General features: G+C 69.0%; 22 protein-coding genes, 1 tRNA gene and 1 pseudogene. 14 read left to right on the forward strand and 10 right to left on the reverse strand.

The window, feature by feature from the left end:
- Nucleotides 1-4: 4 nt before the first annotated feature.
- The 4 genes from L0U85_RS07470 to L0U85_RS07485 all read left to right on the forward strand — a co-directional run bounded on the left by L0U85_RS07470 (nt 5) and on the right by L0U85_RS07485 (nt 2,982).
- Nucleotides 5-1,555 carry a phospholipid carrier-dependent glycosyltransferase gene (locus L0U85_RS07470; RefSeq protein ID WP_241377125.1) on the forward strand — a complete coding sequence of 517 codons (1,551 nt, stop codon included), beginning with the start codon at nt 5-7 and terminating at the stop codon, nt 1,553-1,555.
- Between the two features lie 79 nt (nt 1,556-1,634).
- Nucleotides 1,635-1,707: transfer RNA gene (locus tag L0U85_RS07475), tRNA-Ala, on the forward strand.
- A gap of 156 nt (nt 1,708-1,863) precedes the next feature.
- Nucleotides 1,864-2,082, forward strand: coding sequence for a hypothetical protein (locus L0U85_RS07480; RefSeq protein ID WP_241377126.1), 219 nt, complete (start codon nt 1,864-1,866; stop codon nt 2,080-2,082).
- 252 nt (nt 2,083-2,334) lie between these two features.
- Nucleotides 2,335-2,982 carry a hypothetical protein gene (locus L0U85_RS07485; RefSeq protein WP_241377127.1) on the forward strand — a complete coding sequence of 216 codons (648 nt, stop codon included), beginning with the start codon at nt 2,335-2,337 and terminating at the stop codon, nt 2,980-2,982.
- Nucleotides 2,983-3,078: 96 nt separating this feature from the next.
- Here L0U85_RS07485 and L0U85_RS07490 read toward each other — a convergent pair whose 3' ends face one another.
- A complete protein-coding gene (locus tag L0U85_RS07490) occupies nt 3,079-3,384 on the reverse strand; it encodes a hypothetical protein (RefSeq protein ID WP_241377128.1) in 306 nt (101 codons plus the stop codon).
- Nucleotides 3,385-3,557: 173 nt separating this feature from the next.
- Nucleotides 3,558-4,475 (reverse strand): LysR family transcriptional regulator, encoded by a 918-nt coding sequence (locus tag L0U85_RS07495; RefSeq protein WP_241377129.1) that lies wholly within the window; start codon nt 4,473-4,475, stop codon nt 3,558-3,560.
- Nucleotides 4,476-4,546: 71 nt separating this feature from the next.
- On the opposite strand from L0U85_RS07495, the gene L0U85_RS07500 reads away from it, so the two are divergent.
- The 4 genes from L0U85_RS07500 to L0U85_RS07515 all read left to right on the forward strand — a co-directional run bounded on the left by L0U85_RS07500 (nt 4,547) and on the right by L0U85_RS07515 (nt 9,295).
- Nucleotides 4,547-5,491 (forward strand): EamA family transporter, encoded by a 945-nt coding sequence (locus tag L0U85_RS07500; RefSeq protein WP_241377130.1) that lies wholly within the window; start codon nt 4,547-4,549, stop codon nt 5,489-5,491.
- A gap of 153 nt (nt 5,492-5,644) precedes the next feature.
- Nucleotides 5,645-6,769 carry an LCP family protein gene (locus L0U85_RS07505; protein ID WP_241377131.1) on the forward strand — a complete coding sequence of 375 codons (1,125 nt, stop codon included), beginning with the start codon at nt 5,645-5,647 and terminating at the stop codon, nt 6,767-6,769.
- Between the two features lie 136 nt (nt 6,770-6,905).
- Nucleotides 6,906-8,279 carry a hemolysin family protein gene (locus L0U85_RS07510; RefSeq protein ID WP_241377132.1) on the forward strand — a complete coding sequence of 458 codons (1,374 nt, stop codon included), beginning with the start codon at nt 6,906-6,908 and terminating at the stop codon, nt 8,277-8,279.
- Nucleotides 8,276-9,295, forward strand: a complete 1,020-nt coding sequence (locus L0U85_RS07515) for a hemolysin family protein (protein ID WP_241377133.1) — start codon at nt 8,276-8,278, stop codon at nt 9,293-9,295. The genes L0U85_RS07510 and L0U85_RS07515 overlap by 4 nt, the downstream gene beginning before the upstream one ends.
- A 330-nt stretch (nt 9,296-9,625) precedes the next feature.
- On the opposite strand, the gene L0U85_RS07520 is transcribed toward L0U85_RS07515, so the two are convergent.
- The 5 genes and pseudogenes from L0U85_RS07520 to L0U85_RS21205 form a co-directional block, all read right to left on the reverse strand.
- A complete protein-coding gene (locus L0U85_RS07520; protein ID WP_241377134.1) occupies nt 9,626-10,069 on the reverse strand; it encodes a universal stress protein in 444 nt (147 codons plus the stop codon).
- 254 nt (nt 10,070-10,323) lie between these two features.
- Nucleotides 10,324-12,093, reverse strand: a complete 1,770-nt coding sequence (locus L0U85_RS07525) for a thioredoxin domain-containing protein (RefSeq protein ID WP_241377135.1) — start codon at nt 12,091-12,093, stop codon at nt 10,324-10,326.
- Nucleotides 12,094-12,113: 20 nt separating this feature from the next.
- Complete coding sequence (locus L0U85_RS07530) at nt 12,114-12,464, reverse strand: hypothetical protein (protein WP_241377136.1); 351 nt, start codon at nt 12,462-12,464, stop codon at nt 12,114-12,116.
- Between the two features lie 337 nt (nt 12,465-12,801).
- Nucleotides 12,802-13,926, reverse strand: coding sequence for a hypothetical protein (locus tag L0U85_RS07535; RefSeq protein WP_241377137.1), 1,125 nt, complete (start codon nt 13,924-13,926; stop codon nt 12,802-12,804).
- Between the two features lie 60 nt (nt 13,927-13,986).
- Nucleotides 13,987-14,139, reverse strand: a pseudogene (locus tag L0U85_RS21205) (DUF255 domain-containing protein); the annotation flags it as partial.
- Nucleotides 14,140-14,371: 232 nt separating this feature from the next.
- Here L0U85_RS21205 and L0U85_RS07540 point away from each other — a divergent pair.
- Nucleotides 14,372-15,082: a DUF998 domain-containing protein gene (locus L0U85_RS07540; protein WP_241377138.1), complete on the forward strand. Its 711-nt coding sequence runs from the start codon at nt 14,372-14,374 to the stop codon at nt 15,080-15,082.
- Here L0U85_RS07540 and L0U85_RS07545 read toward each other — a convergent pair.
- The 3 genes from L0U85_RS07545 to L0U85_RS07555 all read right to left on the reverse strand — a co-directional run bounded on the left by L0U85_RS07545 (nt 15,050) and on the right by L0U85_RS07555 (nt 17,549).
- Entirely contained in the window at nt 15,050-15,454 is a 405-nt protein-coding gene (locus tag L0U85_RS07545) for a DUF2784 domain-containing protein (protein WP_241377139.1), read from the reverse strand. The genes L0U85_RS07540 and L0U85_RS07545 overlap by 33 nt on opposite strands.
- A 51-nt stretch (nt 15,455-15,505) precedes the next feature.
- Nucleotides 15,506-16,195, reverse strand: coding sequence for a lytic transglycosylase domain-containing protein (locus L0U85_RS07550; RefSeq protein ID WP_241377140.1), 690 nt, complete (start codon nt 16,193-16,195; stop codon nt 15,506-15,508).
- A gap of 70 nt (nt 16,196-16,265) precedes the next feature.
- Nucleotides 16,266-17,549: a PhoH family protein gene (locus tag L0U85_RS07555; RefSeq protein WP_241377141.1), complete on the reverse strand. Its 1,284-nt coding sequence runs from the start codon at nt 17,547-17,549 to the stop codon at nt 16,266-16,268.
- 237 nt (nt 17,550-17,786) lie between these two features.
- On the opposite strand from L0U85_RS07555, the gene L0U85_RS07560 reads away from it, so the two are divergent.
- The 5 genes from L0U85_RS07560 to L0U85_RS07580 all read left to right on the forward strand — a co-directional run bounded on the left by L0U85_RS07560 (nt 17,787) and on the right by L0U85_RS07580 (nt 22,757).
- Nucleotides 17,787-18,053, forward strand: a complete 267-nt coding sequence (locus L0U85_RS07560; protein ID WP_241377142.1) for a hypothetical protein — start codon at nt 17,787-17,789, stop codon at nt 18,051-18,053.
- A gap of 13 nt (nt 18,054-18,066) precedes the next feature.
- A complete protein-coding gene (locus L0U85_RS07565) occupies nt 18,067-18,852 on the forward strand; it encodes a hypothetical protein (RefSeq protein WP_241377143.1) in 786 nt (261 codons plus the stop codon).
- Complete coding sequence (locus tag L0U85_RS07570; protein ID WP_241377144.1) at nt 18,849-21,458, forward strand: FtsK/SpoIIIE domain-containing protein; 2,610 nt, start codon at nt 18,849-18,851, stop codon at nt 21,456-21,458. Before L0U85_RS07565 ends, L0U85_RS07570 begins: the two co-directional genes overlap by 4 nt.
- 11 nt (nt 21,459-21,469) lie before the next feature.
- Entirely contained in the window at nt 21,470-22,141 is a 672-nt protein-coding gene (locus L0U85_RS07575; protein WP_241377145.1) for a hypothetical protein, read from the forward strand.
- A gap of 61 nt (nt 22,142-22,202) precedes the next feature.
- Entirely contained in the window at nt 22,203-22,757 is a 555-nt protein-coding gene (locus L0U85_RS07580; protein ID WP_241377146.1) for a hypothetical protein, read from the forward strand.
- Nucleotides 22,758-22,984: the final 227 nt, after the last annotated feature.

The raw sequence follows: 22,984 nt of genomic DNA on the forward strand, positions 1-22,984 counted from the left end.
CCCGGTGAGCGCCAACTCAGTCCGGCCCCCGGAGCCGCCCGCCTCCTGGCGGCCGACTCTGCCCGTAGGGCCGCTCCCCAGAGTCCGGGCCCGAATGGAGAGCCGCCTGCCGGGCGACCGCCGCCGCGCCCTGATCGTCACCCTCGGCGTAACCGCGCTCGCCGCGGTACTGCGGCTGATCGGGCTGGTCCACCCCAAGGGCCTGATCTTCGACGAGGTCTACTACGCCCAGGACGCCCATTCGATGCTCATGCACGGCGTCGAATGGAACGCGGGCAACGACGGTTCGGCCTACGTGGCTCACCCGCCGTTCGGGAAGTGGATCATCGCCGCCGGTCAGGGCAGCTTCGGCTTCGACGAGTTCGGGTGGCGCATCAGCGCCGTCGCCGCCGGCGTCATCGGCGTCGCGATCCTCGTGCGGCTCATGCGGCGCCTCACCGGCTCGACACTGCTCGGCGGCACCGCCGGCCTCCTCCTCGCAGTGGAGGGCAGCCACTTCGTGCTCTCGCGCGCCTCGCTGCTCGACATCTTCCTCGCGACGCTCGTCCTCGCCGCCATGTACTGCCTGGTTCGCGACCGCGACTGGAGACGCGGTGGCTGGTTTGCGGCGATCGAACGCGGCCTCGACCCCGTCCGGCGCAGGCCGAAGCTCGGCATTCCGTGGTGGCGTATCGCCACGGCGGTCCTGCTCGGCCTCGCCATGTCCACCAAGTGGAGCGCGCTGTGGTACATCCTCGCGTGCATCGTGCTGTTCATCGTCTGGGACTGGCGGCTGCGCGTCGACGCGGGAGCCCGCAAGCCGCTGACGGACACCGTCATCTACGAGTTCGCGCAGAACCTGTGGTTCGGCTTTCTCGCGATCGGGGTCTACCTGGCGACGTGGATCGGCTGGTTCGCGAACGACAACGGCTCCTACCGGCACTGGCTGGCGGACCAAGGGCGCCCCGAGCCGCCGGTGATCGGCGAGCTCGTCAACTGGTTCCAGTACCACCTGAGCGTCTACGACTTCCACTCGAGCCTGTCCAAGGAGCACACCTACCAGTCCACGCCGTTCGAATGGCTGTTCAATCTGCGGCCCGTGGTCTTCTTCTGGAGTTCCGACGTGCCGTGCGGGGCCGAGCGGTGCGCGGGGGAGATCCTGCTGCTGGGGACGCCGCTGCTGTGGTGGGCGTTCGTTCCCGCCACGGCAGCGCTCCTGGTGTGGGCGCTGTACAAGCGCGACTGGCGGGCCTGGTTCCTGCTGGTCGGCATCGGGGCCGGGATCGCGCCGTGGTTCTTCTACCCGGAGCGGACGATGTTCTTCTTCTACACCGCCCCCGCCGTCCCCTTCTTCATCGGCGCGGTCACCTGGTGCCTGGGCATGATCATCGGGCGCTACCGCCCCGGCGGCCCTGTGGGCGGTTCCCCTGAGCGGCGGCTGACCGGCGCGCTCATCGCGGGGGCGTTCATCGCCGTCGTCGTGCTGTGCTTCGCCTACTTCTGGCCGATCTACACCGGCGAGCCCCTCGAATACCAGGAATGGCGCTCCCGTATGTGGCTGCGTTCCTGGATCTGACCGCTCCCGGACGCGAGACCGGGGCCACACTCCGGGCCCGCAGAGGTCCTGCGTCCCTGTGCTACAGTTGTCGGCGCTCGGGGCTTTGGCGCAGTTGGTAGCGCGTCTCGTTCGCAATGAGAAGGTCAGGGGTTCGAATCCCCTAAGCTCCACAAACGGACATATAGAACATTAGGGATCTTCATGTTGAAGGTCCCTATTTTCTTGCCCATCAGAGGCGTTCTCGCATATCAGAGGTCTAGTCATCGCAGATGGGGCGTTACCCTCCAGGCCAGATCGGAACGACGGCGCTGTGAGGGAGGATCGCTTTGGCCAGGAAGCGTTACGACATCCGCGTCTCCAGCGAGGCGCGGGACCCGCTTAGTGTCGATGGGATCGCCAACGTGCTGCTCGACTTCCTTGCGCAGCAGTTGGAAGCATGCACCGGCTCGGACGGCGGGATGCAGCGTGCACTTTTGTTGTGTGCAGCGGATCAGCGCCGGGGAAGGAGAGGCCCCATGGATCGGCGGTTGATGAGCAGCCCGTAGCGTGACGGCGCGGCCGGTGCGCCGGGAACGGCATGGTCAGAGGCAACTTACGCGGGCTGGTGACCTGCGTAAGGGCGTCTGGGGAGACCACAAAGGGCCTTTGTTTATGGTCGGGCCCGATGTGTGGCCTACATCATTTTTGAACAAGTTCAATTGTAGGTGTATTCTGCAATCAGAAATTGAACGTGTTCAGTCCCGGCGACGAAACCGTTGGGGCAGAGTGCATCCCACAACCCTCGCAAAAGGAGACCCATGTCGAACGTCAGCAAGCACGGACTGCGCCTGGCCACCGTCGGCGCGATGGCCGCACTCATGGTCGGGGCCGGCGCTCCCTCGTTCGCCCAGGAGAGTGCCGTGAGCACCCCCGATTCGAGCTTCTCGTTCCTCTCCCAGGAGCTGCCGGCTGGCGGCTTCTTCGAGGAAGTCCCGGTGCAACCGCAATTCCGGGTCGACCACGAGTCCCCCGTCGCCGACCCTGCCGGCGTGGTACTCACCTTCACTGACACCATGAGCCAGCAGGCCCTCGAGTCCGGGACGTGGGAGGAGACCAACCACGCCCTTGCGCTCGACCGGTACGATAACTGCCGCACCTTCGGCCCGAGCGGCTACATCTACGGCTTCAAGTGCTTCGTCCCCTACGACGTGGCGGCGGGCAAGACCTACACCCTGACCAGCCCGATCGACTACATCTTCGTGAACCGGACTCCCACCGACGACGACGCGGGAGTTTACTACGCGCAGGACATCCCCGCTGTCGACTTCAACGGGTTCAGCCGGCTCTACGGCTACGACCCCGCGAACGACAACAACCTGACGTTCGTCGAGACCACCGAGCTCCCCGGCGGGGTCTACGACGGCGAGTACGGCCTGATCGACTTCGACGCCGCCGGCGGCGCATAAGGCTCCGCCACACCCCTGTGGCAAGCACGCCGAACCCGCAGAAGCGAGCGCCACCGCAGAGGACGCGTGACCGAACTTGGAAGCGAGCAGGGTGAGTTAGGTGCTGGCCGTGTACTTCCTGGCGCCGGCCTCGCGGAGGATGGTCTTGACACTGGAGAGTCCGATGTCGTATCGCGCGGCTAGGTCTTTCTGGAGAGCTCCGGCGAGGTAGTCTGTGATGAGTCGTTGGCGGTCCTTGGGGGCCAGTCGTTTGCGGAGCGGGCGCGGTGTCGTCCGAACAGGAAATTTGACACCTTCGGTGCGTTCCTGGCTGTTTGCGTCGGGTTTCGCATGGTTCGCCAGGTCGGATCGCAACGCTTTGACCAGCGTAAACGTGTTCGGATAAGCGTTCAGTACCTCCACAGAATCGGATACTGAGTAAGAGAGCGGTCATCATGTTGATGGCCGCTTCTTTGCTGCCATCGCCCCGGATCGTCATCGACGCATTTCGCCTGCGTCACCTTGAAGGCCGCTGTCGAGGCCCTGAAACGATCGCTGCGCCGTCTTGGATCATCCCCGGCCGCCCTTCCCGCCACTTACTGAAAGCGGGTGCGGTGGCGCCGTTCCACATCGGCGGCTACTCGCCGGAAGGCGTCCAGGACCCGGTTGACCGCCAGCCGCTCGGCCCGGTCCGGGCGAAGAATCGCGGTGATGTGCCGCCTCGCGGGAATGTCGGCGATCTCGCGCAGGACGAGACCGGTGCCGGTCGGTGTGGTGAACCGGGGCAGAACGGCGATCCGGCGGGTCCCGACCACCAGCGACTCGACCAGCCGGTTGTCGCGAAGCCGTTGGGACACCCGCAAGGAGGCTCCGGTCGCCCGTTCGACCGATTCGAGTACGGAGTCGAAGGGGTAGCCCTTGGGCACGCCGATCCACTCGCACTCGACCAGGTCTTCGGTGCGGACGGTCTCCTGTGCGGCGAGTGGATGGTCCACGGCCATGGCGACATCGAGCGGTTCGCGCGTCAGCGGCACGACGGTCAGCGCGGCCGCACCCGCCGGGCGCACGCCGGTGAAGCTGTGCGCGATCACGATGTCATTGTCGGCCGCGAGCGCGGCGTACTCCACCTCGGCTATGTCGATGTCACTGCACCGCAACTCGATCGCGCTCCCGTCGAGCTCACGCATCGCATTCGCGAGCAGAAAGGTCGCGGCGCTGGGGAGGGCCGCGACGGTGACGGTGCCGGTCGGTTCGCCGCGGAACGCGTCCCATTGGGCCCTCGCCTGTTCGACCGCGGTGGCGACCGTCTCACCGCCCTCGGCCAGCACTCGGCCGCCCTCGGTCAGGCGCAGGCCGCGGCCTGAAGGCTCCGCTAGCGCCATGCCGAACTCGCGCTGAGCGACCTTGAGTTGCTGCGAGACCGCGGACGGGGTCCGGTGTGTGGCGCGGGCGACCTCGGTGACGCTGCCGCGCAGCGCCAATTCGCGAAGCAATTCCAGGTGGCGAACATCCATGTAGCAATACTACAGAATACAGTTAGTATTTTTCATTTGTTCTTTACAGTCGTGGCGCTCATGATGTACGCATGCCCGTTCGTCACGTACTGCTCGCGATGGCCGTCGCCGTCATGTGGGGATGCAACTTCATCGCCATCGACGCCTCGCTCCAGCACTTCCCTCCGATGTTCCTCGTCGCGATCCGCTTCGCACTGATCGCCATCCCGACGGTACTGCTGGTCAAGCGTCCCGACGTACCGCTGCGCTGGCTGATCGGCTACGGACTCGGCTTCGGAACGCTGCAGTTCCTGTTCCTGTACTGGGGCATGGCCGCCGGGATGCCCGCCGGTCTGGCGTCGCTGGTCCTCCAGGCGTCCGGCCCGTTCACCATGCTGCTGGGCGCCACGTTCCTGCGCGAGCGCGTGACCGGCCCACGGTTGCTCGGCATCCTGGTCGCGGTCGGAGGTCTCGCGGTGGTCGGCTGGCAGCGCGCCGAACACGCCAGCGTCCTCCCGTTCCTGCTGACGCTCGCCGGAGCCCTCGGATGGGCTGTCGGCAATATCTGCAACCGGCGGGCGAGGGCGGCCAATCCTCTGCACCTGACGCTGTGGATGTCCGTGGTCCCGCCGCTGCCGATGCTGGCGCTGGCGATGTCGGTGGAGGGCCCCTCGCGCATCGTCGATTCACTGACCGGGTTCGACGAACCGGGCGCGGTCGGTGCCGTGTTCGGCCTGCTCTACACCGTCGTGATCGGTACGATCCTCGGTTCGGGGCTGTGGACCTGGCTCATGTCCCGCCACCCTGCGGGCGTCGTGGCGCCGTTCTCGATGCTGGTGCCGATCACCGGCATGACCGCGGCATGGCTGATCCTGGGCGAGACCGTGACGCTCCCCGAAGTCCTCGGCGGGGCCCTGGTAGTCGGCGGGGTCCTGCTCGCAAGTCTCCGCAGGCGCTCGAAGGCCCTGCCGGGCAAAGCCGTCCAACGAGACCCCGCCGCTCAGCCGGGCGAGGTCGAGGTCGCGCTCCGGGTGTGATGCGCGGCGCAGTATGGCTCGGGCCATTCGCCGTCGAGGACCCACTGGGGCTCCGGGACCTGATCTGAGCCGCCCATCCACTAATTCGACTGCAACCTTTCACACCGCGTAACGCGTGTACTGTTCGGAAAGCGTTTGAGACCGAGGTGACGAGTGAGCGAACCGATCCGACACGCGGCCAAGACCCGATCGCCTTGGTGGGCGAAGGCGATGGTGATCAGCGGCGCGATGGTCATGGTGGTCGCCGGGGGCGGAGCGGTCGCGGTGCAGGTGAGCCTGAACCTGGTCAACAACGCCGTCCAGACCGAGGAACTGCTTCCCGAACGAGCCGAAGCCGCCGAAGCCGATCCCGAAGTCGAAGGGCCCCTGAACTTCCTGGTGCTCGGCGTCGACGAGCAGGGCGAGGGCCGCCGCTCGGACTCGACCATCATCGTCCACATCAACGCCGAGCTCGACGACGTCAGCATCATCTCGCTCCCGCGCGACTTGCTGGTCGACATCGAATCGTGCGACCCGGCCTGCTCCACGAAACTGACCGAGGCGTTCTCCGGCGGCGGCGAGACCCGCGCGGACGGCTTCGCCAACAGCGCCACCACGATCACCAACCTCACCGGCATCCAGTGGGACGGCGCCATGATCGCCAATTTCGAGGGCTTCATCGACCTGGTCGACGAGCTCGGCACCATCGAGCTGTGCCCCTGGCACGAGATCACCTCGATCCACGGCGAGAAGAAGACCTACCCCGAAGGCTGCGCCGACTACAACAGGAAGGACGCCCTCGACCTGGTCCGCCAGCGCTACGGCTGGAGCTGGGACTCCGACTGGTCCGAGGGCCGCGGCGGCGACTACGGCCGCCAGAAGATGCAGCAACAGGCGATCATGGGCATCCTGAAGCGGTCCAAGGAACTCGGCTACCACAAGGACCCCGCCAAGGCAGTCGACCTGCTCAACGGATTCGGCGACAAGCTGACCGTCGACCTCGGCGGCATGCGGCTGACCGACCTGATCGTGGCCATGCGCGATGTCGACCCGGCCGATATGACGGCCATCCGGACCCCGTCCACGACCGAGACCATCAACGGCATCTCGTACGTGACCATCCCCGAGTGGTCCGACTACGCGGTCGCGGCGGACGAGCTGTGGGAGGCGATCAGCGACGACACCATCGACGAGTGGGAATGTCAGTACCCCGAGTACATCAACAGCGACAACAAGCCGGCCTGTGCCACCGAACCCGCCGACTCCGAGGCGAGCCCCACCGAACAGGCCGTGGGCTGAAACCGCTTTGCAACGGATGTGCACCCGGCCGCAACCGCCTGGCCGACAGCGGGGTCGATCCGGTAAATTCCATTGGTATGGACCCCGACGTGCATAGACCCGGCCCGCTGTCCCCGTTCCAGGGGGGAACCCTGCGGTGATAGCGGCATGGCTGCTGGTCTTGTTGACCGTCGTACTCATCTCACTGAACGCCTTGTTCGTCGCCGCCGAGTTCGCGCTCGTCACCGTCGACCGCCCCACGATCGCACGGGCCGCCGAATCCGGTGACCGACGCGCCGAATCGGTCAGGAAGGCGCTGAAGTCGCTCTCCACTCAACTGTCGGGCGCGCAGTTGGGCATCACCATCACCAGCCTGGTCGTCGGCTTCATCGCCGAGCCGTCGATCGCGACGCTGCTGGCCGTCCCGATCGAGGCCGTGGGCCTGCCCGAGGCGACGAGCCTCGCCATCGCCCTGACCGCGGCGTTCATCATCGCCACGGTCGCCCAGATGGTCTTCGGCGAACTCATCCCCAAGAACTGGGCCATCAGCGAGCCGGTGCGCATCGCACGCGCGGTCGCGGGAGCGCAAAGGCTCTTCACCGCCGCGACGCGGCCGTTGATCGTCGTCCTCAACGGCGCCTCCAACGCCATGGTGCGCGCCCTCGGGATCGAACCGCGCGAGGAACTGGCATCTGCCCGCTCCGCGCAGGAACTGGCGGCGCTGGCGAACCGCTCGGCCGCCGAAGGCCTGCTCGATCAGGGCGCCGCGACACGCCTGACCCAGGCCGCCGAGTTCGACCGGCTCACCGCCGCGGACGTGATGACGCCGCGTCCCCGCGTCCGCTTCGTCGACGCCGCTTCCAGTGCCGCGGACATCCTCGACCTGGTCGTCCGCACGGGCCACGCCCGCTTCCCGGTCCAAGACGCCTCGGTCGACGACATCGTCGGGGCCGTCCACTTCAAGGCCGCGCTCGCCGTCCCCGCCGAACGCCAAAGCGAGGTGACCGCAGCCGCGCTCATGGACCGCATCGCCGCCGTTCCCTCCACGATGACCCTCGACGACGTGCTCGTCGAGGTCAGAGGCGGGCTCCAGTTGGCCGTCGTAGTCGACGAGTACGGCGGCACCGACGGCATCCTCACTCTCGAAGACCTCGCCGAGGAGGTCCTGGGCGAGATAGACGACGAACAGGACCGGCCGACCGGCAGGCCTCGCCGGCTCGCCGACGGCTCATGGAGCCTGCCGGGGCTGATGCGGCCCGACGAGGTCGGCGACACCACCGGCGTCAACCTGCCCGAAGCCGAGCACACCGACACGATCGGCGGACTCATCACCGAGGACCTCGGCCGCTTCGCCAGTGTCGGCGATGCCGTCGACATAGAGGCGACCGACACCGCCCGACTCGACGAGGACGGCCTGCCGACCCCGGTCCGCGCACGCCTGACCGTCGCCGCCGTCGACGGCCGCCGCGTCGCCCGCGTCCGCCTGACCGCCGAGTCGACCGTCCCCACTTCGGAAGGAGACCGGTCGTGAGCGACTGGGCCGGCATGGCCGCGAGCATCGCACTGCTGCTGGGCAACGCCTTCTTCGTCGGCGCCGAGTTCGCCCTGATCGCGGCGCGGCGCACGCAGATCGAACCGCGCGCCGCCGCTGGAGGCAAAGGCGCGCGCATGACGCTTCGCGCGCTCGAACGCGTCTCGCTGATGATGGCCGGCGCTCAGCTCGGCATCACCATGTGCTCGCTGGGCCTGGGCGCGGTCGCCGAGCCGGCGATCGCCCACGCCTTGGAGCCGCTGCTGGAGACCCTCGGAATCCCCAGTGGCCTGCTGCACCCGATCGCGCTGGTCATCGCGCTGACGATCGTCATCTTCTTCCACATGACCCTCGGCGAGATGGTCCCCAAGAACATCGCCATCGCCGGTCCAGAACGGGCCGCCCTCATCCTCGGGCCGCCGCTGTACGTCATCGTCACGGTGCTCAAGCCGCTCCTGGTGGTCGTCAACTGGATCGCCAACCACACGTTGCGGCTGATGAAGGTGGAGCCCAAGGAGGAGGTCGCCTCGGCGTTCACCGCCGAGGAGGTCGCCGGGTTCATCGCCGAATCCGAACGTGAGGGCCTGCTCGACGACGAGGCTCACACCCTCCTGACCGGGGCGCTGGCGATCGGCGCCGACGAGGTCGAGACCATCATGGTGCCCGAAGGCGACCTGGTCACCGCTCGACTCGAATCGACCGTCGGCGAGCTCCTGCAGCTGTGCGTCGACACCGGCCATTCCCGCCTCCCGGTCACCGACGAAGGCGGCCGGATCACCGGCTACGTGCACGTCAAGGACCTGCTCGACCACCCGGCCGAGCGGACGCTGCCGACTCACGAGGTCCGTCCGCTGATCCGGCTGGCCCGCGACACCGGAGTCGACGAGGCGCTGGCGGCCATGCAGAACGGCCTCACGCACGTCGCGCTCGTGACCGACGCGGACGACCGGGCCCTGGGAGCGGCGATGCTCGGCGACGTCGTCACCCGCCTCACCGGCGAGCGCACCGCGCTCTGAACCGTCTCAGCCGGCGCTCGACAGGTCTGCCCCCGGCTCTGAGTCCGAACCTGGCCAGGACGACGGGGCGGAGGCGCTGCGCTCGGGCGCCGACCGGGACGAGAGCGGCCTGATCGCTTCGTGGGAGGCCTTGCCCGGCTCGGTGGACCACAGGCGTGAAGCCTCACTGCCTGGCCGACGCCTCCCCGGAGATCGAGCTCACCGACGAGGACGCCGCCTCCTGCCGCACTCTCCTCCAGTCGACCTCGAGCCCGGCCGGCTGGGACGGTGCCGTCCCCGCCGGCCGGGCCCCACCCTGCATCGGTGACGGGCGACTTGACGCCGTGTCGGTCAGTCCTTGCCCGGGATCACGACGACCGGGCAGGTCGCGTGGTGGATGCAGTGCTGGCTGACCGAGCCCAGCAGGGCCCCGGCGAAGCCGCCGTGCCCTCGGTTGCCCACCACGAGAAGGTCGGCGTCCTCGGAGTGGCGCAGCAGTACGGCGGCCGCGTGGCCCTCCTCGACGTAGCGCTCCAACTCGACATCGGCCGCCTCGGCCTCGACCTGGTTCATGACCTCGCCCAACAACTCCCGGGCGTTGGCTTCGAGCGCGTCGCTGGGCCAGACCGCCACGACCGTGCCGTAAGTGGGCGGGACCTCCCATGCGTAGACCACCTCCACCGTCGCGCCGGTCGCCTTCGCTTGGCCGATGGCCCACCTCAGCGCCCGGACCGACGACGGTGAGCCGTCGATGCCGACCACGATGCGTCCGGTGCGGCGTGCTTCGTTCGTCATTGCCGTTCCCTTCTCCCTCGTTCTCCGTCAAGCCTCTCGCATTCGCGCGGTGCGCGGGGAGGGACCAACGGCCCTCGGTTGCCGCTCGGGTGAGGACGGGGACGCGGCGCAGGCAGACCTGCAATTCACCCAAACGCGTTCGGGCGACCGCATTGTCGTCCCTCCGGGACACACTTCGCGGCGTCGATCCACGGCTCGAGCGTCGCCGAGGAGGGGGTCCGGCGAGGGCCACCTGCTTTCGCTTGCCGCGCGACTCACCTCTGGGCCCGCACCAGCGCCTCCGCCGCCGCGTGGAGTCCCGACGTGAACCGCGGATTCGCGTCCATCGCTGGCTCGGACCTCGCGATCGCTCGCCACGCGTCGTCCTTATAGGTCTCGTCGCCGGTCACCTGCGAGGCCTCCAGCAGCGCCGCCGCGGCGAGCGCCCAACCGGAGGCGGTCGGGCCGTCGTGGACGTCGGCCGGGCGCGTCACCAGTGCCTCCGCGTCAGCCGCCGTGTCGAAGAACCCGCCCAAGCCGTCGGTGAAATGCTCCCGGATCTGCCCCAGCAGCCCCGCGGCCCGATCGGTCCATTCGCCGCCCAGTCGCAAGAACCCCAGCGCCACCGCCGCATAGTCCTCCAGCACGCCCGGCGCCTCGGCGGCCACCCCGCCGAGCGAAGCCCGCGCCAGGCGCCCGTCCTCACCTATGTGGACGCGCGCGAGCGTCTCGGCCGCCGCCTCGGCGGCCACGAGCGAGTCGCGGTGACCGGTCCGCGAGGCGTACTCCGCCAGCGCCGCGATCGCCAAGCCGTTCCAGGCCGCCACGACCTTGTCGTCGCGGCCCGGCTGGGGGCGCTCCCGCCTCGCGGCCAGCAACCGGCGGCGCACCGCCGCGAGACGGGCGTCGTCGGACGGGTCGCGGGGGAGGAGCAGCACGTTCGCGCCGTGCTCGAAGTTCGGCCGGTCCGGGTCGACGCCGAAGGCCTCGGCCGCCCAGGCGGCGTCGTCGACGCCGAGCACCTCGGTCAGGTCCTGGTAGGTCCACACGTACGTCAGGCCCTCCACGCCGTCCGTGTCGGCGTCGAACGCGGCCGCGAAGCCGCCCTCCGAGGTCGAGAAGTGCTCGAGGAGGAACCAGGCCGTCTCGTCGGCGACCCGCGCGAACAGCGTCCCCTCGCCGTAGAGGCGCGAGTACAGCCACAGCAGCTCGGCGTTGTCGTACAGCATCTTCTCGAAGTGCGGCACCGCCCAGGCCTCGTCGACGCTGTACCGGGCGAAGCCTCCCGCGAGTTGGTCGTAGATGCCGCCGCGCGCCATCTGCTCGGCGGTGAGCCGCACGTGGTCGAGCGCCTTCTCGTCACCGGTGCGCACGTAGTAGTCGCACAGGAACCGCAGCGACGGGACGCTCGGGAACTTCGGGGCGCTCCCGAAACCGCCGTGGGCCCTGTCGGCCGAGGCCAGCAGTGCCGCAGCGGCCCGGTCGAGCATCTCGGTGCGGATCGGCGGCGCGGGCGGGCACGGGCCGTCCAGCGGGCAGGACGCGGTGATGTCGGCGAAGGCCGGGCCGGTCCGGGCGCTGGCCTGGACGATCGCGGCGCCCTGGTGGCGCAGCTCCTCGCGCTGGTCGGTCCAGGCGGTGTGGACCGCGTCCAGCAGACGCAGGAAATGCGACTTGGGGAAGTAGGTGCCGGCGAAGAACGGGGTGCCGTCGGGGAAGGCGAACACGGTCATCGGCCAGCCGCCCTGTCCGGTGATCGCCATGGTCGCCTGCATGTACACGGCGTCGAGGTCGGGGCGCTCCTCCCGGTCGACCTTGACGGGCACGAACCGGTCGTTCATCGACGCCGCGACCGTGGCGTCCTCGAACGACTCGTGCGCCATGACGTGGCACCAGTGGCAGGTGGAGTAGCCGATGCTGCACAGGATGGGAACGTCCCGTCGCGCGGCCTCTGCAAGGGCATCAGGACCCCACTGCCACCAGTCGACGGGATTGGCAGCGTGCTGGCGGAGGTAAGGCGACAGGGCTCCGGCGAGACGGTTCATGTCCCCAGCCTCCCACAGGTTCAGCCAAGCGTCTCATAGCTGTCTAGCAGGTCTTGCACCAGGAACGCCAGTGAAGCCGCAGTGGATTCGGGATCCGCTAGGACACCGACCGCTTGCGCCGACAGCACCGCCAGTGCGCCTGTATGACTGGTCCCTTCGGACCGAAGGAGATCCAGAGAAGTGCGGGTCACTTGCGCTGAGAGCGGGTCGGCTTCCAAACTTCGCAGTATCCTCGCCATAGTCTCAGGCTCCGTGGTCTGCAGGATTCGCAGCACGTCAAGCCCGTCCTTGGTCGCGAGCCGCGCCGGGGAGTCGAGCCGTTCGCCAATCTTGATGAGCTTTGCGACCAGCAACGCGGTCGGTCCCGCCACCCGAATGGTGAACCGACGCCAGCAGCGGCGGCGAGGAGCTCTGGAACCATGAGATCCAGTTGCACCCGCGCAGGGCTGTACCAGGTGCCGGGGTTTCGGCCAGCGATGAACCCAGCCCCGCGGAGCGCCTCACCCAGGAGCGGCTGGTCTCCGAGCCGGTTCGTGTCGAGCGCGATGTCAGCATCGGTGGTGGTGGGTGCCACTGAGAAGTCCGTCTCGCCGGTATGGAGGTAAACGGCCTGAGCCCCTACCAGGACCAGCGCATCGAGGTGAGACCGAAGCGCCTCCAGCCCGTCCAGCAGCACCCGCCGGGCGAGCACGTATTCCTTTTGCGGGCTCATAGCGTCCACTCCTCGTCGTTCTCTGCCAGCACTTCGATGAGCTGTTCGGCCTCCTCGGATCCTCGACCCGGGCTCGTCAGAAGGTCGACGACGGTCTGGCTCGGCGCCGAATACCGGTGCCCGTCGACCTCCTGAGCTCTTTGGAGCACAGCCTGATCGAACGGTTCCAGCAGAAGGACGTTGGCACCTCGTTCGGTGCTCCGGAGCCGTAGCTCCCGTTGGAGCACCGGTACCTCCTCCGAGTAGACCGCTAGCAGCGAAAGCGGAGTCACCGCCGAAGCGCCTTCGGCGAGGTATTGGCGGAGCGCAGCAGAGCCGGTCAGCACATGAGGCAAGTGCCGCTCGGCGAGTTGTTCGACGACCCAGTCGATCCCACGTGGCGCGAGCACAGTGATCGTGTGGTTAGTCGTGGTCAGGCCGTAGTCTCGCGCCCACGCGTACGCCAGTGACCGTTTACGAACCCGCTGTACGGCTGCATGTTCGTCGCGCTCGACGAGTTGCTCCTGTGCGAGGTATTGGAGCACCCGCGCACTGGTTGCGGTGCCGACGCCCGCATGTTCAGCCAGCGGCCTAACCCGGGTATCGGGAGGGTTGTCGAGCAGCGCTCTGACGACCCTGGCAGCCCCAGGTCCCTTGAGCGATTTGAGCCGTCGGTCCGCTGTGCGCGGATGGGGATCTCGCTCAGCGCCGCTCTTGCTGATGAAAACCGCCGGGGCACCGAGTTCGAGCCGTATGTTGCCAGTGGCGTCATACCAGCCGATATTCCTTTCAAGCAGCATGTCGCGGGCACGCGGAGACAGGTAGTCCGACACCAGGACTCGTGCTATCGGGTGCGGGTATGCGTCCTTCAACGCTTCTGCGAGCGAATCGAGTTGTGCCGCTGCCGAATGAATGTCGCGGGACGCCCGCTGGCTCTTCGCTTCGACGAGGAAGGCGCCCTTTGCGCCATCGAGTGCCTCAACGGTGAGGACTAGATCGGCGCGCATGAACGAGCGGCGGCCAACGGGACGTATCTCGCGCCCCTTCGCTTCTATCTGCCAGCCCGCCGGAAGCATCATGCGGAGCTCCTGCTCAAACTCGTTGAGCAGGGATGTCTCACTTTTCACCTTGATCCGCGTCATGCGGATCAGTATATATTGCGGATCAGGATTCCCTGGGAAGCAAGACAGCGGTTTCGACTACCAGTGGCAGGTGGAGTAGCCGATGCTGCACAGGATGGGAACGTCCCGTCGCGCGGCCTCTGCAAGGGCATCAGGACCCCACTGCCACCAGTCCACAGGGTTGTCAGCGTGCTGCCGGAGGTAAGGCGATAGAGCACCTGCGAGACGATTCATGTCACCAGCCTCCCACAGCTTGAGTCAGACATCCAATAGCTGTCCGACAGGTCCTCGACCAGGGCGTTCATAGATCCGGGCATGCACGGGCGGGCTCCGCGAGCTGGGAGCCCGGAGGCCCGCAGGACCCGCCCGGTAGGGCTGGCTGTACCTCCGCGCGGGGGCTGGCAGGGCCCGCGAATGGGCTGCTCGCGTCACTGCGGCGGCGGGCATTCCCGACGAGCATTGAGGAATGATTTCACCTGCGCCCCTTCGCCACAGGGATACACTCCTCAAGGCCTCGACCGCAGTCGGATTCACCGCGCTCGCCTCGGGCCTGGCGGCCATGGTCCTCCTGCACGCCACCTCCGGTCTCAACCCGGCCTTCGACGTCATCAGCATCCACCTGTACACCCCGCTGGGCTGGCTGCTGCCGGTCTCGCTGGGGTTGTTCGCGCTCGGCGCCTCGGCGTTCGCCCTCGCCGCCCGCGCGAGCGGGGCGCCGCGCTGGCTGAGCGCGCTGCTGTTCGTCTGGAGCGGGTGCATCGCCCTGGTGGCGCTGTTCCCGACCGATCCGCCGACGGCGAGCGAGTACTCGCCGGTCCACTTCGTCCACCGCTACGCGGCGTTCGCCGCGTTCTGCACCATGGCGGGGCTCGGGCTGGCGTTCAGCCGCTGGTCGAGGCGCACGGAGCGCTGCCCGGAGCTGGTCGCGCGGGCCGTCGCCGCGTGCAGTTGGGTCGCGATCGTCTCGCTGTTCGTCACGTCCCTGCCGTACGGGCTGGACTTCGTGGGCGCCGAGGCGCCGTGGTGGGCCGACGCCGCCGGTTTCAACCAGCGGATGACGGTCGGCTCGGAGCTGGTGGCGCTGGCCTTCCTCGGCGGGTGGCTGCGCCGGGACTCGGCCGAGGCCGTGGCGGCCCCGGCGCGTTCAGTCGTCCGGGAGCGGGTGCTCGCGGCGTGACCGCGCCGCCTGGGCGCGGCGCCTGCGCAAACGGATGAGCAGGCCGAGCCAGGACAGGACGACGACCACGCCGACGAGCCACTGGATCAGGAGGGTGTGCTCTTCGGGGTAGACGACGCCTTCGATGTAGGTGTCGATGAACCCGGTCGGCTCCAGGCCCTCCTGGCCGGCCCGCCGCCGCCAGTGGTCCTCCAGCGGTGTCAGCACGCAGACGAAGTTGAAGACCTCGATCACCAGGCCGTAGATGGCTGCCGCGGCGTGGGCGAACCACGTGCGGGGCCAGCGCCAGGCGAGGAATCCGCCCAGCGCGACGTACGCGAGGAACAGGAAGTGCACCGTCATCGTGATGTCGGCCAGCACCCGGAAGATCATGCTTCACCCCCCTGGAAGAGGCTCTCATTCAATTGTTCCAGGCGGGCGCGATCAGTACCAGTTGTTGTTGACCGAGTGGTTCCAGGCCTCGCACGGGTTCGAGTACCTGCCGGAGATGTAGCCGAGGCCCCAGTTGATCTGGGTGACCGGGTTGGTCTCCCAGTCGCTGCCTTCGCTGCCCATCTTCGAGCCGGGGTAGGCCTGGGGGATGCCGTAGGCGCCGATCGAGTTCTTGGCGAGGTGGTTCCAGCCGGACTCCTTCGTCCAGAGCTTTTCGAGGCAGGCGAACTGCTCGAGGTCGAAGCCCTTTTCGAGGGTGATGGCGCAGCCGGTCGCCCGGTTGCCGGAGAATTCGTCGCAGCTGTCCGGGATGTCCACTGAGGTGGGGTTGGCGTTCTGCGCGGCCTGTTCGGCGGCGGCGGCCTCCTCGGCCGCTTTCTTCGCCTGCTCCTCGGCGTCGTCGAGGCCGCTGGCCTTGGCGATCGCGTAGTCGGCGACGGCCTCGGCCTTGACGGTGACGTCGGCGCCGGCGGTCTCGGCGATGTAGTTGACGTGCTGGAACCGCACTTCTTCGTATGCCGCTTCGGCTTCGGCCTGCTGCTCTGCGGCGGCCTGGCTGGGGTGCTGTGCGTCTTGTTCGGCTGGATCATCGGTGACGGCGTTGACGGCGATGACCGCCCCCAACGCGAGGACGAGTACGGCAGCGAGTTTCGAACCGTACCGGGTCAGCAGTGGGATCATCTCTCAGCTCCTGTGTCGCGGGCGCGCGTGTGGACACACGCCCGCGACACAGCATGCCAGAGATGATCGGCTAACCCTCGAGCAGGTTGGTCACCATTTCCGCGATTTCCGAACGCTCACTGCGTGTTAGTGTCACATGAGCGAAGAGTGGGTGTCCTTTGAGGACGTCAATGACCGACGCGACACCGTCGTGTCGGCCCACTCTGAGGTTGTCCCGTTGGGCCACATCGTGGGTGAGCACGACCTTGGAGCCCTGCCCGATCCGCGAGAGCACGGTCAGCAGCACGCCGCGTTCGAGCGACTGCGCCTCGTCGACGATGACGAACGCGTCGTGCAGGCTCCGTCCCCGGATGTGCGTGAGCGGCAGGACTTCGAGCATGTCACGTTCGAGGATCTCGGAGATCACCACGTCGGTGGTGACCGCCCCGAGCGTGTCGAACACGGCCTGGCCCCACGGGCTCATCTTCTCGCCCTCGGATCCGGGCAGGTAGCCCAGCTGCTGGCCGCCGACCGCGTACAGGGGCCGGAACACGATGACCTTCTTGTGCGTCTCGCGCTCCAGCACCTGTTCGAGCCCGGCGCACAGCGCCAGCGCCGACTTGCCGGTGCCGGCCTTGCCGCCGAGCGAGACGATCCCGATCTCGGGGTCGAGCAGCAGGTCGAGCGCGACACGCTGCTCGGCCGAGCGGCCGTGGATGCCGAAGGCGTCCCGGTTGCGGACGAGCCGGATCCGCTTGTCCGCGGTGACGCGGCCGAGCGCGGAGCCGTTGTTGCCGCCGAGGACGAGCCCGGTGTGGCAGGGCAGGTCGGATTCGGGCGGAAGGTCGACGAGCCGGCCGTCGTACAGCCCCTGCATGTCCTCGTCGGACAGCGCGAGCTCGCTCATGCCCGACCAGGTCGGATCGACGGCCTGGCCGTGGCGGTACTCCTCGGCCGTGACGCCGACCGCGGCGGCCTTGACCCGCAGCGGCATGTCCTTCGTTATGAGCACCGTCTTCTCGCCCTCCTCGCCGAGGCCGTGGGCGACGGCGAGGATGCGGGAGTCGTTGGCGTCGACCGCGAATCCGGCCGGGAGACCGGAGGTGTCGACATGGTTGAGCTCGACCCGGAGCGTGCCGCCCGCCTCACCGATCGTGATCGGCTCGTCGAGACGACCGTGTCTGATGCGGAGCTCGTCGAGGCGTCGGAGGCACTCGCGGGCGAACCAGCCGAGTTCGGGATGATGCCGCTTCGCCTCCAGCTCGCTGATGACCACGAGCGGGATGACCACATGATGTTCGTCGAACCGTGAGAACGCTCCAGGATCCGATAGCAGAACCGAGGTGTCGAGGACGTAGGTGCGCTGTGTCAGCACGGTCGCCTCCCGGGTGTCGATGTGTGGGGGACAAGCCTCGGTGAAGCTTGCGAGCCGTAATGGGCCCATCCCCGTTGGTACTCACACCCTAGCTGGGAGGTGCGTCACTTCGCCACCGTTGAATGCGTTGAAACAGTAACTGCACGTCACTGAAGCGTCGGGAATCCGACAGAGCGGACACGCCGGGTTGCGAGCAGATGACTATCGGTGGAGAGATTCTCGGTGAGAATGAACATCGTGTCCACCGTGAGCGTCGCCGAACTCAAGTCGGCCATCGCCGCCGCCCTCCAGCAGGTCCGCGACGGCCAGGCCGCCATCACCGCCGCCATCCAGAACATCGAAGCCGCCCAGGGAAGCCTCACCGCCGTCACCGCCGGGTCGGGCCACGACGCCGTCGCCACCGCCCAGGCCGCCCTCGCACAGGCCGCCGCCGAACTCGAACAGTCCCTCGCCGCCACCTTCGCCGCCGCCGAGCAGGCCGAAGCCTACGCCTCGACCCTCTAGAACGGAGACCCCTGTGGACGTCGCCGCCCTCGCGAGCCGGCTCCGCGCCCTCGCCGCCGACCTCCCCGGGCCCGGCATCGACACCGCCGACGCGCACCTCGAAAGCTCCCTCGCCGAAATCAAGGACGCCTCCCGCGAGTCCAACACCGAAGTCGGAGCCCGCCGACTCCTCGCCGCCCGCGAACACCTCGGCTCCGCCCGCACCCGTCTCGCCGAGGCCTCCACCGCCGTCGACGACTACCTCGACGCCATCGGCGCCGGCGCCGCACCCGCAGCCCCCACCGCCGCCCCCGCCGCCGCACCGGCCAGGGCCGCCCCCGTCGACCCCCGCCGGTGGTGGACCGACCGCGTCAACGAACTGTGCCGCCGCTCCGGGACCGCAGCAAACGACACCACCTCGCCCACAAGACTGTTCAACGAGCTCCTCCGCGCCGCCGCAGACGGCTCCGCCGTGACCTACCACGAACGCCTGCGCGACGCCGGGCCCGAGACCGGCGTTAAACTCCCCGGCCTCGCCTGGCCCCTCGTGCGCACCCTCGCCGCCGAACACCTCGGCCGCAACCCCACCGCCCGCGACGTCCCCACCCTGCGCGACCGCACCGCCGACAGGGTCCGTTCCCTCGTCCCCGGCCTGGAGGCCGCCCACATCGAGACCGCGATCGCCTCCGCCTGCACCCTCGGCCCGCCGAAACACCACGGCGACGAGACCGGCGACGCCGCAGCCACCGCGGCCGTCGGCCCCGCCCTCGTCGCCGCACTCCACCGACTGGCGAAGACCGAGCGGAAGGCCCGAACATGAGCAGCTGGCGCAGACGACTCGTGGCCGCGCTGGCCGACGAGTTGGGCACCGCGTGCGGCGAAGCCCGCCTCCTCGCCGAACGCACCGCGGCCGCCGCCGAGCGCTCCAGCGCCGAAGCCGACGAAGCCGTCAAGGCCGCAGCGCGCAAGCAGTCCAAACTCACCGGCATCCACCGGCGCATGACCGCCACGCTCCAGGCCCGCAAAGAGAACACGGTGCGCTCAGGCATCGACGCGGCCCAGCGTGCCGCGGCACTCGCCGCCCCGGCCGCCGCCGGAGCCCCCTGGGAGGGCTGGGCCCCCGGCCCCGCCCTCGCGAAAGGCCCAGCGCCGCTGTTGCGCGTCGGCGCCATCGACGACGAAACCGTCCTGCCCGCGCTCGCAGGCCTCCTCGACCGCGCCCACCTGTGCATCGACACCGGCGCGGCCGCCGCACTCCAAGGCCTCCTGCTGCGCGCAGTCGGCTCGGTACCCGCCGGATCGGTCCGACTCCACGTCTACGACCCCGAGCATCTCGGGGGCGCGCTCGCGCCGTTCGCGCCGCTCGGCAAGGCCGGACTGCTGTCCTTCATCGGCCCCTCCGGGCTGCGCGACGCACTCGACACGCTCGTCGAAGACGTCAGGCGAGTCAACGCCGACGTCCTCGCCGGCGAACACGCCACCCTCGCCGAACTCGCCGCCGCCACCGGCCGCCGCCCCGAACCCTGGCGGCTCCTCGTCCTCCTCAACTCCGACATCGCCGCCTGGCCCGCCCACGAACAGGCCCAACTCGCCCGCCTGCGGCGCACCGGCATCGGCGCCGGCGTCCACCTCGTCATCGTCGGCGACCGCACCGACGGCCTCCCGCTGCTCACCGCCACCGAGTACTCCCACCTGCCCGGCGCCCCCATCCGGCTCGACCCCGAACCGCCGACCCGGACCGTCACCGAAGCGGCGAAGGCCATCGCCGAGAAACACAGCGCCGGACGCGAACCCGCACGCCTGCTCGACCTGCTCCCCACGCGGCTGTGGGCGACCCGCTCCGCCACCGGCCTCGACATCGCCCTCGGCGAAAGCCCCGACGGCCGCCCCGCCCGCGTCACCCTCGGCGACAACCCGCCCCACGCCCTCGTCGGCGGGCCCTCCGGATCAGGCAAGACCAACCTCCTCTACGCCTGGATGGCCGGCCTCGCCTCCAACTACCACCCCGACGAACTCGCGCTATACCTCCTCGACTTCAAAGAAGGCGTCTCCTTCGCCCGATTCGCCTCCGGCCGCCGCGACCCCACCTGGCTCCCGCACGTCCGCCTCGTCGGCGTCAACATCAACGACGACCGCGAGTTCGGCCTCGCGCTCCTGCGCCACCTCAAAGACGAACTGCGCCGCCGCGCCGAAGCCGCCAAAGCCCACGAAGCCACCAAACTCGAAGAGCTCCGCGAAGCCGACCCCGACGGCCACTGGCCCCGCATCGTCGCCGTCGTCGACGAATTCCAAGTCCTCCTCGAAGCCCGCGACTCCGTCACCGACGAAGCCGTCGGCCTCCTCGACGACCTCGCCAGACGCGGCCGCAGCCAAGGCATCCACCTCGTCCTCGCCTCACAGGACATCGCCGGCATCGAAGCGCTCTGGGGCCGCCCGAGCCTCGTCGCCCAGTTCACCCTCCGCATCGCCCTGCCCAAAGCCCGCCGCGTCCTCGCCGAGAACAACCACGCCGCCGACACCGTCCCCCGCTTCCACGCCATCGTCAACGACGAATCAGGCGTCCCCGCCGCCAACAAGACGGTCGCCATCCCCAACGCCGGCCACGCCGGCGCCTGGGAACCCCTCCAGAAGCGGCTCTGGGAAGCCAGACCCGCGGGCAACACCCCGCCCGCCCTGTTCGACGGCGGCCACGTCCCCGACCTCACCGGCACCGCGCCACCACCCGAGACGGCCATCCTCGGCCAGACCATCGACGTCGCCGCCCGACCCGCCGAACTCGCCCTCCACCGCGCACCCGGCCGCAACCTCGCCGTACTCGGCACCCGCACCGACGAAGCCGCCGACATCATCGCCGCCGCCGCGCTCTCGGCCGCCCGAGGCCAGCGCATCGCCGTCGACCTGTGCTGCCTCGAACCCGACGCCGCCTCCAGCGCCCTCTCCCTCGCCGCCGCCCTCGAAACCGAAGGCGCCGAAGTCGACTGGCACGACGGCCTCGCCGAGACCTGCAAAGAGTGGGAGCAACGAGCCGACGGCGCCCTCCGCCTCGTGCTCCTGTACGCCGTCGACGCCGGCTCCGCCCGACTCGACACCGCCGAGTCCGCCGCGCTGCGCGCCATGCTCATCGGCGGCCCCGAACGCCACCTCCACACCCTCGGCTGGTGGCGGTCCGTGCCGCGCCTGCGCCAAGACCTCGGCGGGTTCTCGGCCCGCTTCGACGCCGTCGACGCCTGGCTCGCCCTCGACGTCCAAGGCCCCGAACTCGCGCCGCTCTCACCAGCCTCCGGCGGACCCGCCTGGTACCCCCGCTTGAGGCGCGGCCTGTATTTCGACCGCGCCCGCCACCGCGCCCCGCAGGTCGTCATCCCCTACCGCACCGCCCAAGCCCTGCCCAGACCAGACGCCGTCCTCGACGGCCCCCTGTCCTGAAAGGGCGCGAAATGGACACCGAATACGCCGACGCCATAGCGAACTACCTGCGCGGACGCGAAGCCGCCGAAGCCGAGCTCAAAGCCGCCGACGAGGCCTACCGGGCCGAGACCGCCGCGCTCACCGCCGCCGCCGACACCGCCCGCGCCAACCGCGACGCCGCCGACCACGCCGCCGCTGAAGCCGCCACCCTCGTCGCCGAGACCGACAAGACCGTCGCCGTACTGTGGCGGGCCCTCGGCGGCTTCGTCGGCCACCGCCGCACCGGCCACACCCCCTACGGCCACGCCGCCGGGACCGAAGCCGACGCCGCCGCCGTCCGCGCCCGGCTCTCACGCGCCGCCCGCCTGCTCGACCTCGCCCGGCAAGGTGAACTCCCCATCGAGGCGCCCCGCCACACCGAGATCACCGCCGCGGCCGTCGGCGCCGCCATCGGCGCGATCGCCGTGGCGCTCGCCGCATGGATACTCGGCGGCGAGACGGACGGCGGCGAGAAGGCCGTGCGGCAGGCACTCGCCGCGGTGACCCTGTTCGCCGGCGTCGCCACCGGACCGGTCGCACTCGGCGCCTGGCTGTCGTTGCAGTACCGCGTACGGCCGCGCCCGACGCAGACCGTCGCCTGCGTCACGGCCGCCGTTGTCGCCACCTGCGCGCTGGCCGGGGTGTTCCTCAGGGGGATGTGAGCGGCGGTTTGCCGCCATGATGTACACCTGATGCGTCATCGAAACGTGAGGAGACGCGTCCATGCCAGGCATCGACGACACCAGCTCGTGGCATTACGGCCCCCTGCCGTCCACTGACGACGCCCCCGCCTGGATCTACGGGATCGTCCCCGACGGGTGGATCGCCGGCATGCCCGAAGTGACCGTCGACCGCGACGAGATGATCATCGTCTGTCCGCTCCCCGCCCCCGACCATCCCGGCGACGCCACCGAATCCGACCGCGCCGCAACCGAAGAGGGCCGCATCTCGCGCTTCCGCGAGGCCACGCGCGACATGCGCGTGCAGATCGCCCAGCAGTTGCAGTACCGCTACCACCGGCAGGCGTCGTGGGGGGCGAGGTGCGGAGGGACCACCATGGTCTTCACCCACCAGTCGATCCCGGTCACCACCAGGCTGCGCCAGCCCGAGCGGCTGGTGCTCGACACTCTTGTGGGATCAGGTGTGGCCGCTTCGCGGTCGGACGCGCTGGCCTGGTGCGTGCGTCTTGTCGAGCAGCATGCAGAGGACTGGCTCAAGGAACTACGAGAAGCCATGACCAGTGTGGACGACCTGCGGAGGCGTGGACCGGCAGTCTAGGACCTGGGCGCGTTCGGATTCCGAGTGATGGCACCGGCCGGTGGCTGGGGGCCTGAGGAGCCCGGAAATGGCTGCGGGGGGCGCTGGCGGCGTCGATCGTGTGCATGGTTGTTGTGCGCCAAGGGCGGCAGCGACGAAGAGGTGGACGGCTTTCCGGGGTGCGCTGCGGGGGTCGGGTGCCCGTGTGGCGGCGTTGGTGGGTGAGTTTTGCTCGTGTTGTGTTGCGC

The organism is Glycomyces sp. L485, assembly GCF_022548875.1.
Classification (GTDB): Bacteria; Actinomycetota; Actinomycetes; order Mycobacteriales; family Micromonosporaceae; genus Glycomyces.

Excerpts from the sequence above, each read along its gene's own strand:
- L0U85_RS07550 (WP_241377140.1), bottom strand. The coding sequence starts at position 16,195 with ATGATCCCACTGCTGACCCGGTACGGTTCGAAACTCGCTGCCGTACTC.
- L0U85_RS07495 (WP_241377129.1), bottom strand. The coding sequence starts at position 4,475 with ATGGATGTTCGCCACCTGGAATTGCTTCGCGAATTGGCGCTGCGCGGC.
- L0U85_RS07545 (WP_241377139.1), bottom strand. The coding sequence starts at position 15,454 with ATGATCTTCCGGGTGCTGGCCGACATCACGATGACGGTGCACTTCCTG.
- L0U85_RS07580 (WP_241377146.1), top strand. The coding sequence starts at position 22,203 with ATGCCAGGCATCGACGACACCAGCTCGTGGCATTACGGCCCCCTGCCG.
- L0U85_RS07540 (WP_241377138.1), top strand. The coding sequence starts at position 14,372 with ATGATTTCACCTGCGCCCCTTCGCCACAGGGATACACTCCTCAAGGCC.
- L0U85_RS07570 (WP_241377144.1), top strand. The coding sequence starts at position 18,849 with ATGAGCAGCTGGCGCAGACGACTCGTGGCCGCGCTGGCCGACGAGTTG.
- L0U85_RS07575 (WP_241377145.1), top strand. The coding sequence starts at position 21,470 with ATGGACACCGAATACGCCGACGCCATAGCGAACTACCTGCGCGGACGC.
- L0U85_RS07535 (WP_241377137.1), bottom strand. The coding sequence starts at position 13,926 with ATGACGCGGATCAAGGTGAAAAGTGAGACATCCCTGCTCAACGAGTTT.
- L0U85_RS07485 (WP_241377127.1), top strand. The coding sequence starts at position 2,335 with ATGTCGAACGTCAGCAAGCACGGACTGCGCCTGGCCACCGTCGGCGCG.
- L0U85_RS07500 (WP_241377130.1), top strand. The coding sequence starts at position 4,547 with ATGCCCGTTCGTCACGTACTGCTCGCGATGGCCGTCGCCGTCATGTGG.
- L0U85_RS07520 (WP_241377134.1), bottom strand. The coding sequence starts at position 10,069 with ATGACGAACGAAGCACGCCGCACCGGACGCATCGTGGTCGGCATCGAC.
- L0U85_RS07525 (WP_241377135.1), bottom strand. The coding sequence starts at position 12,093 with ATGAACCGTCTCGCCGGAGCCCTGTCGCCTTACCTCCGCCAGCACGCT.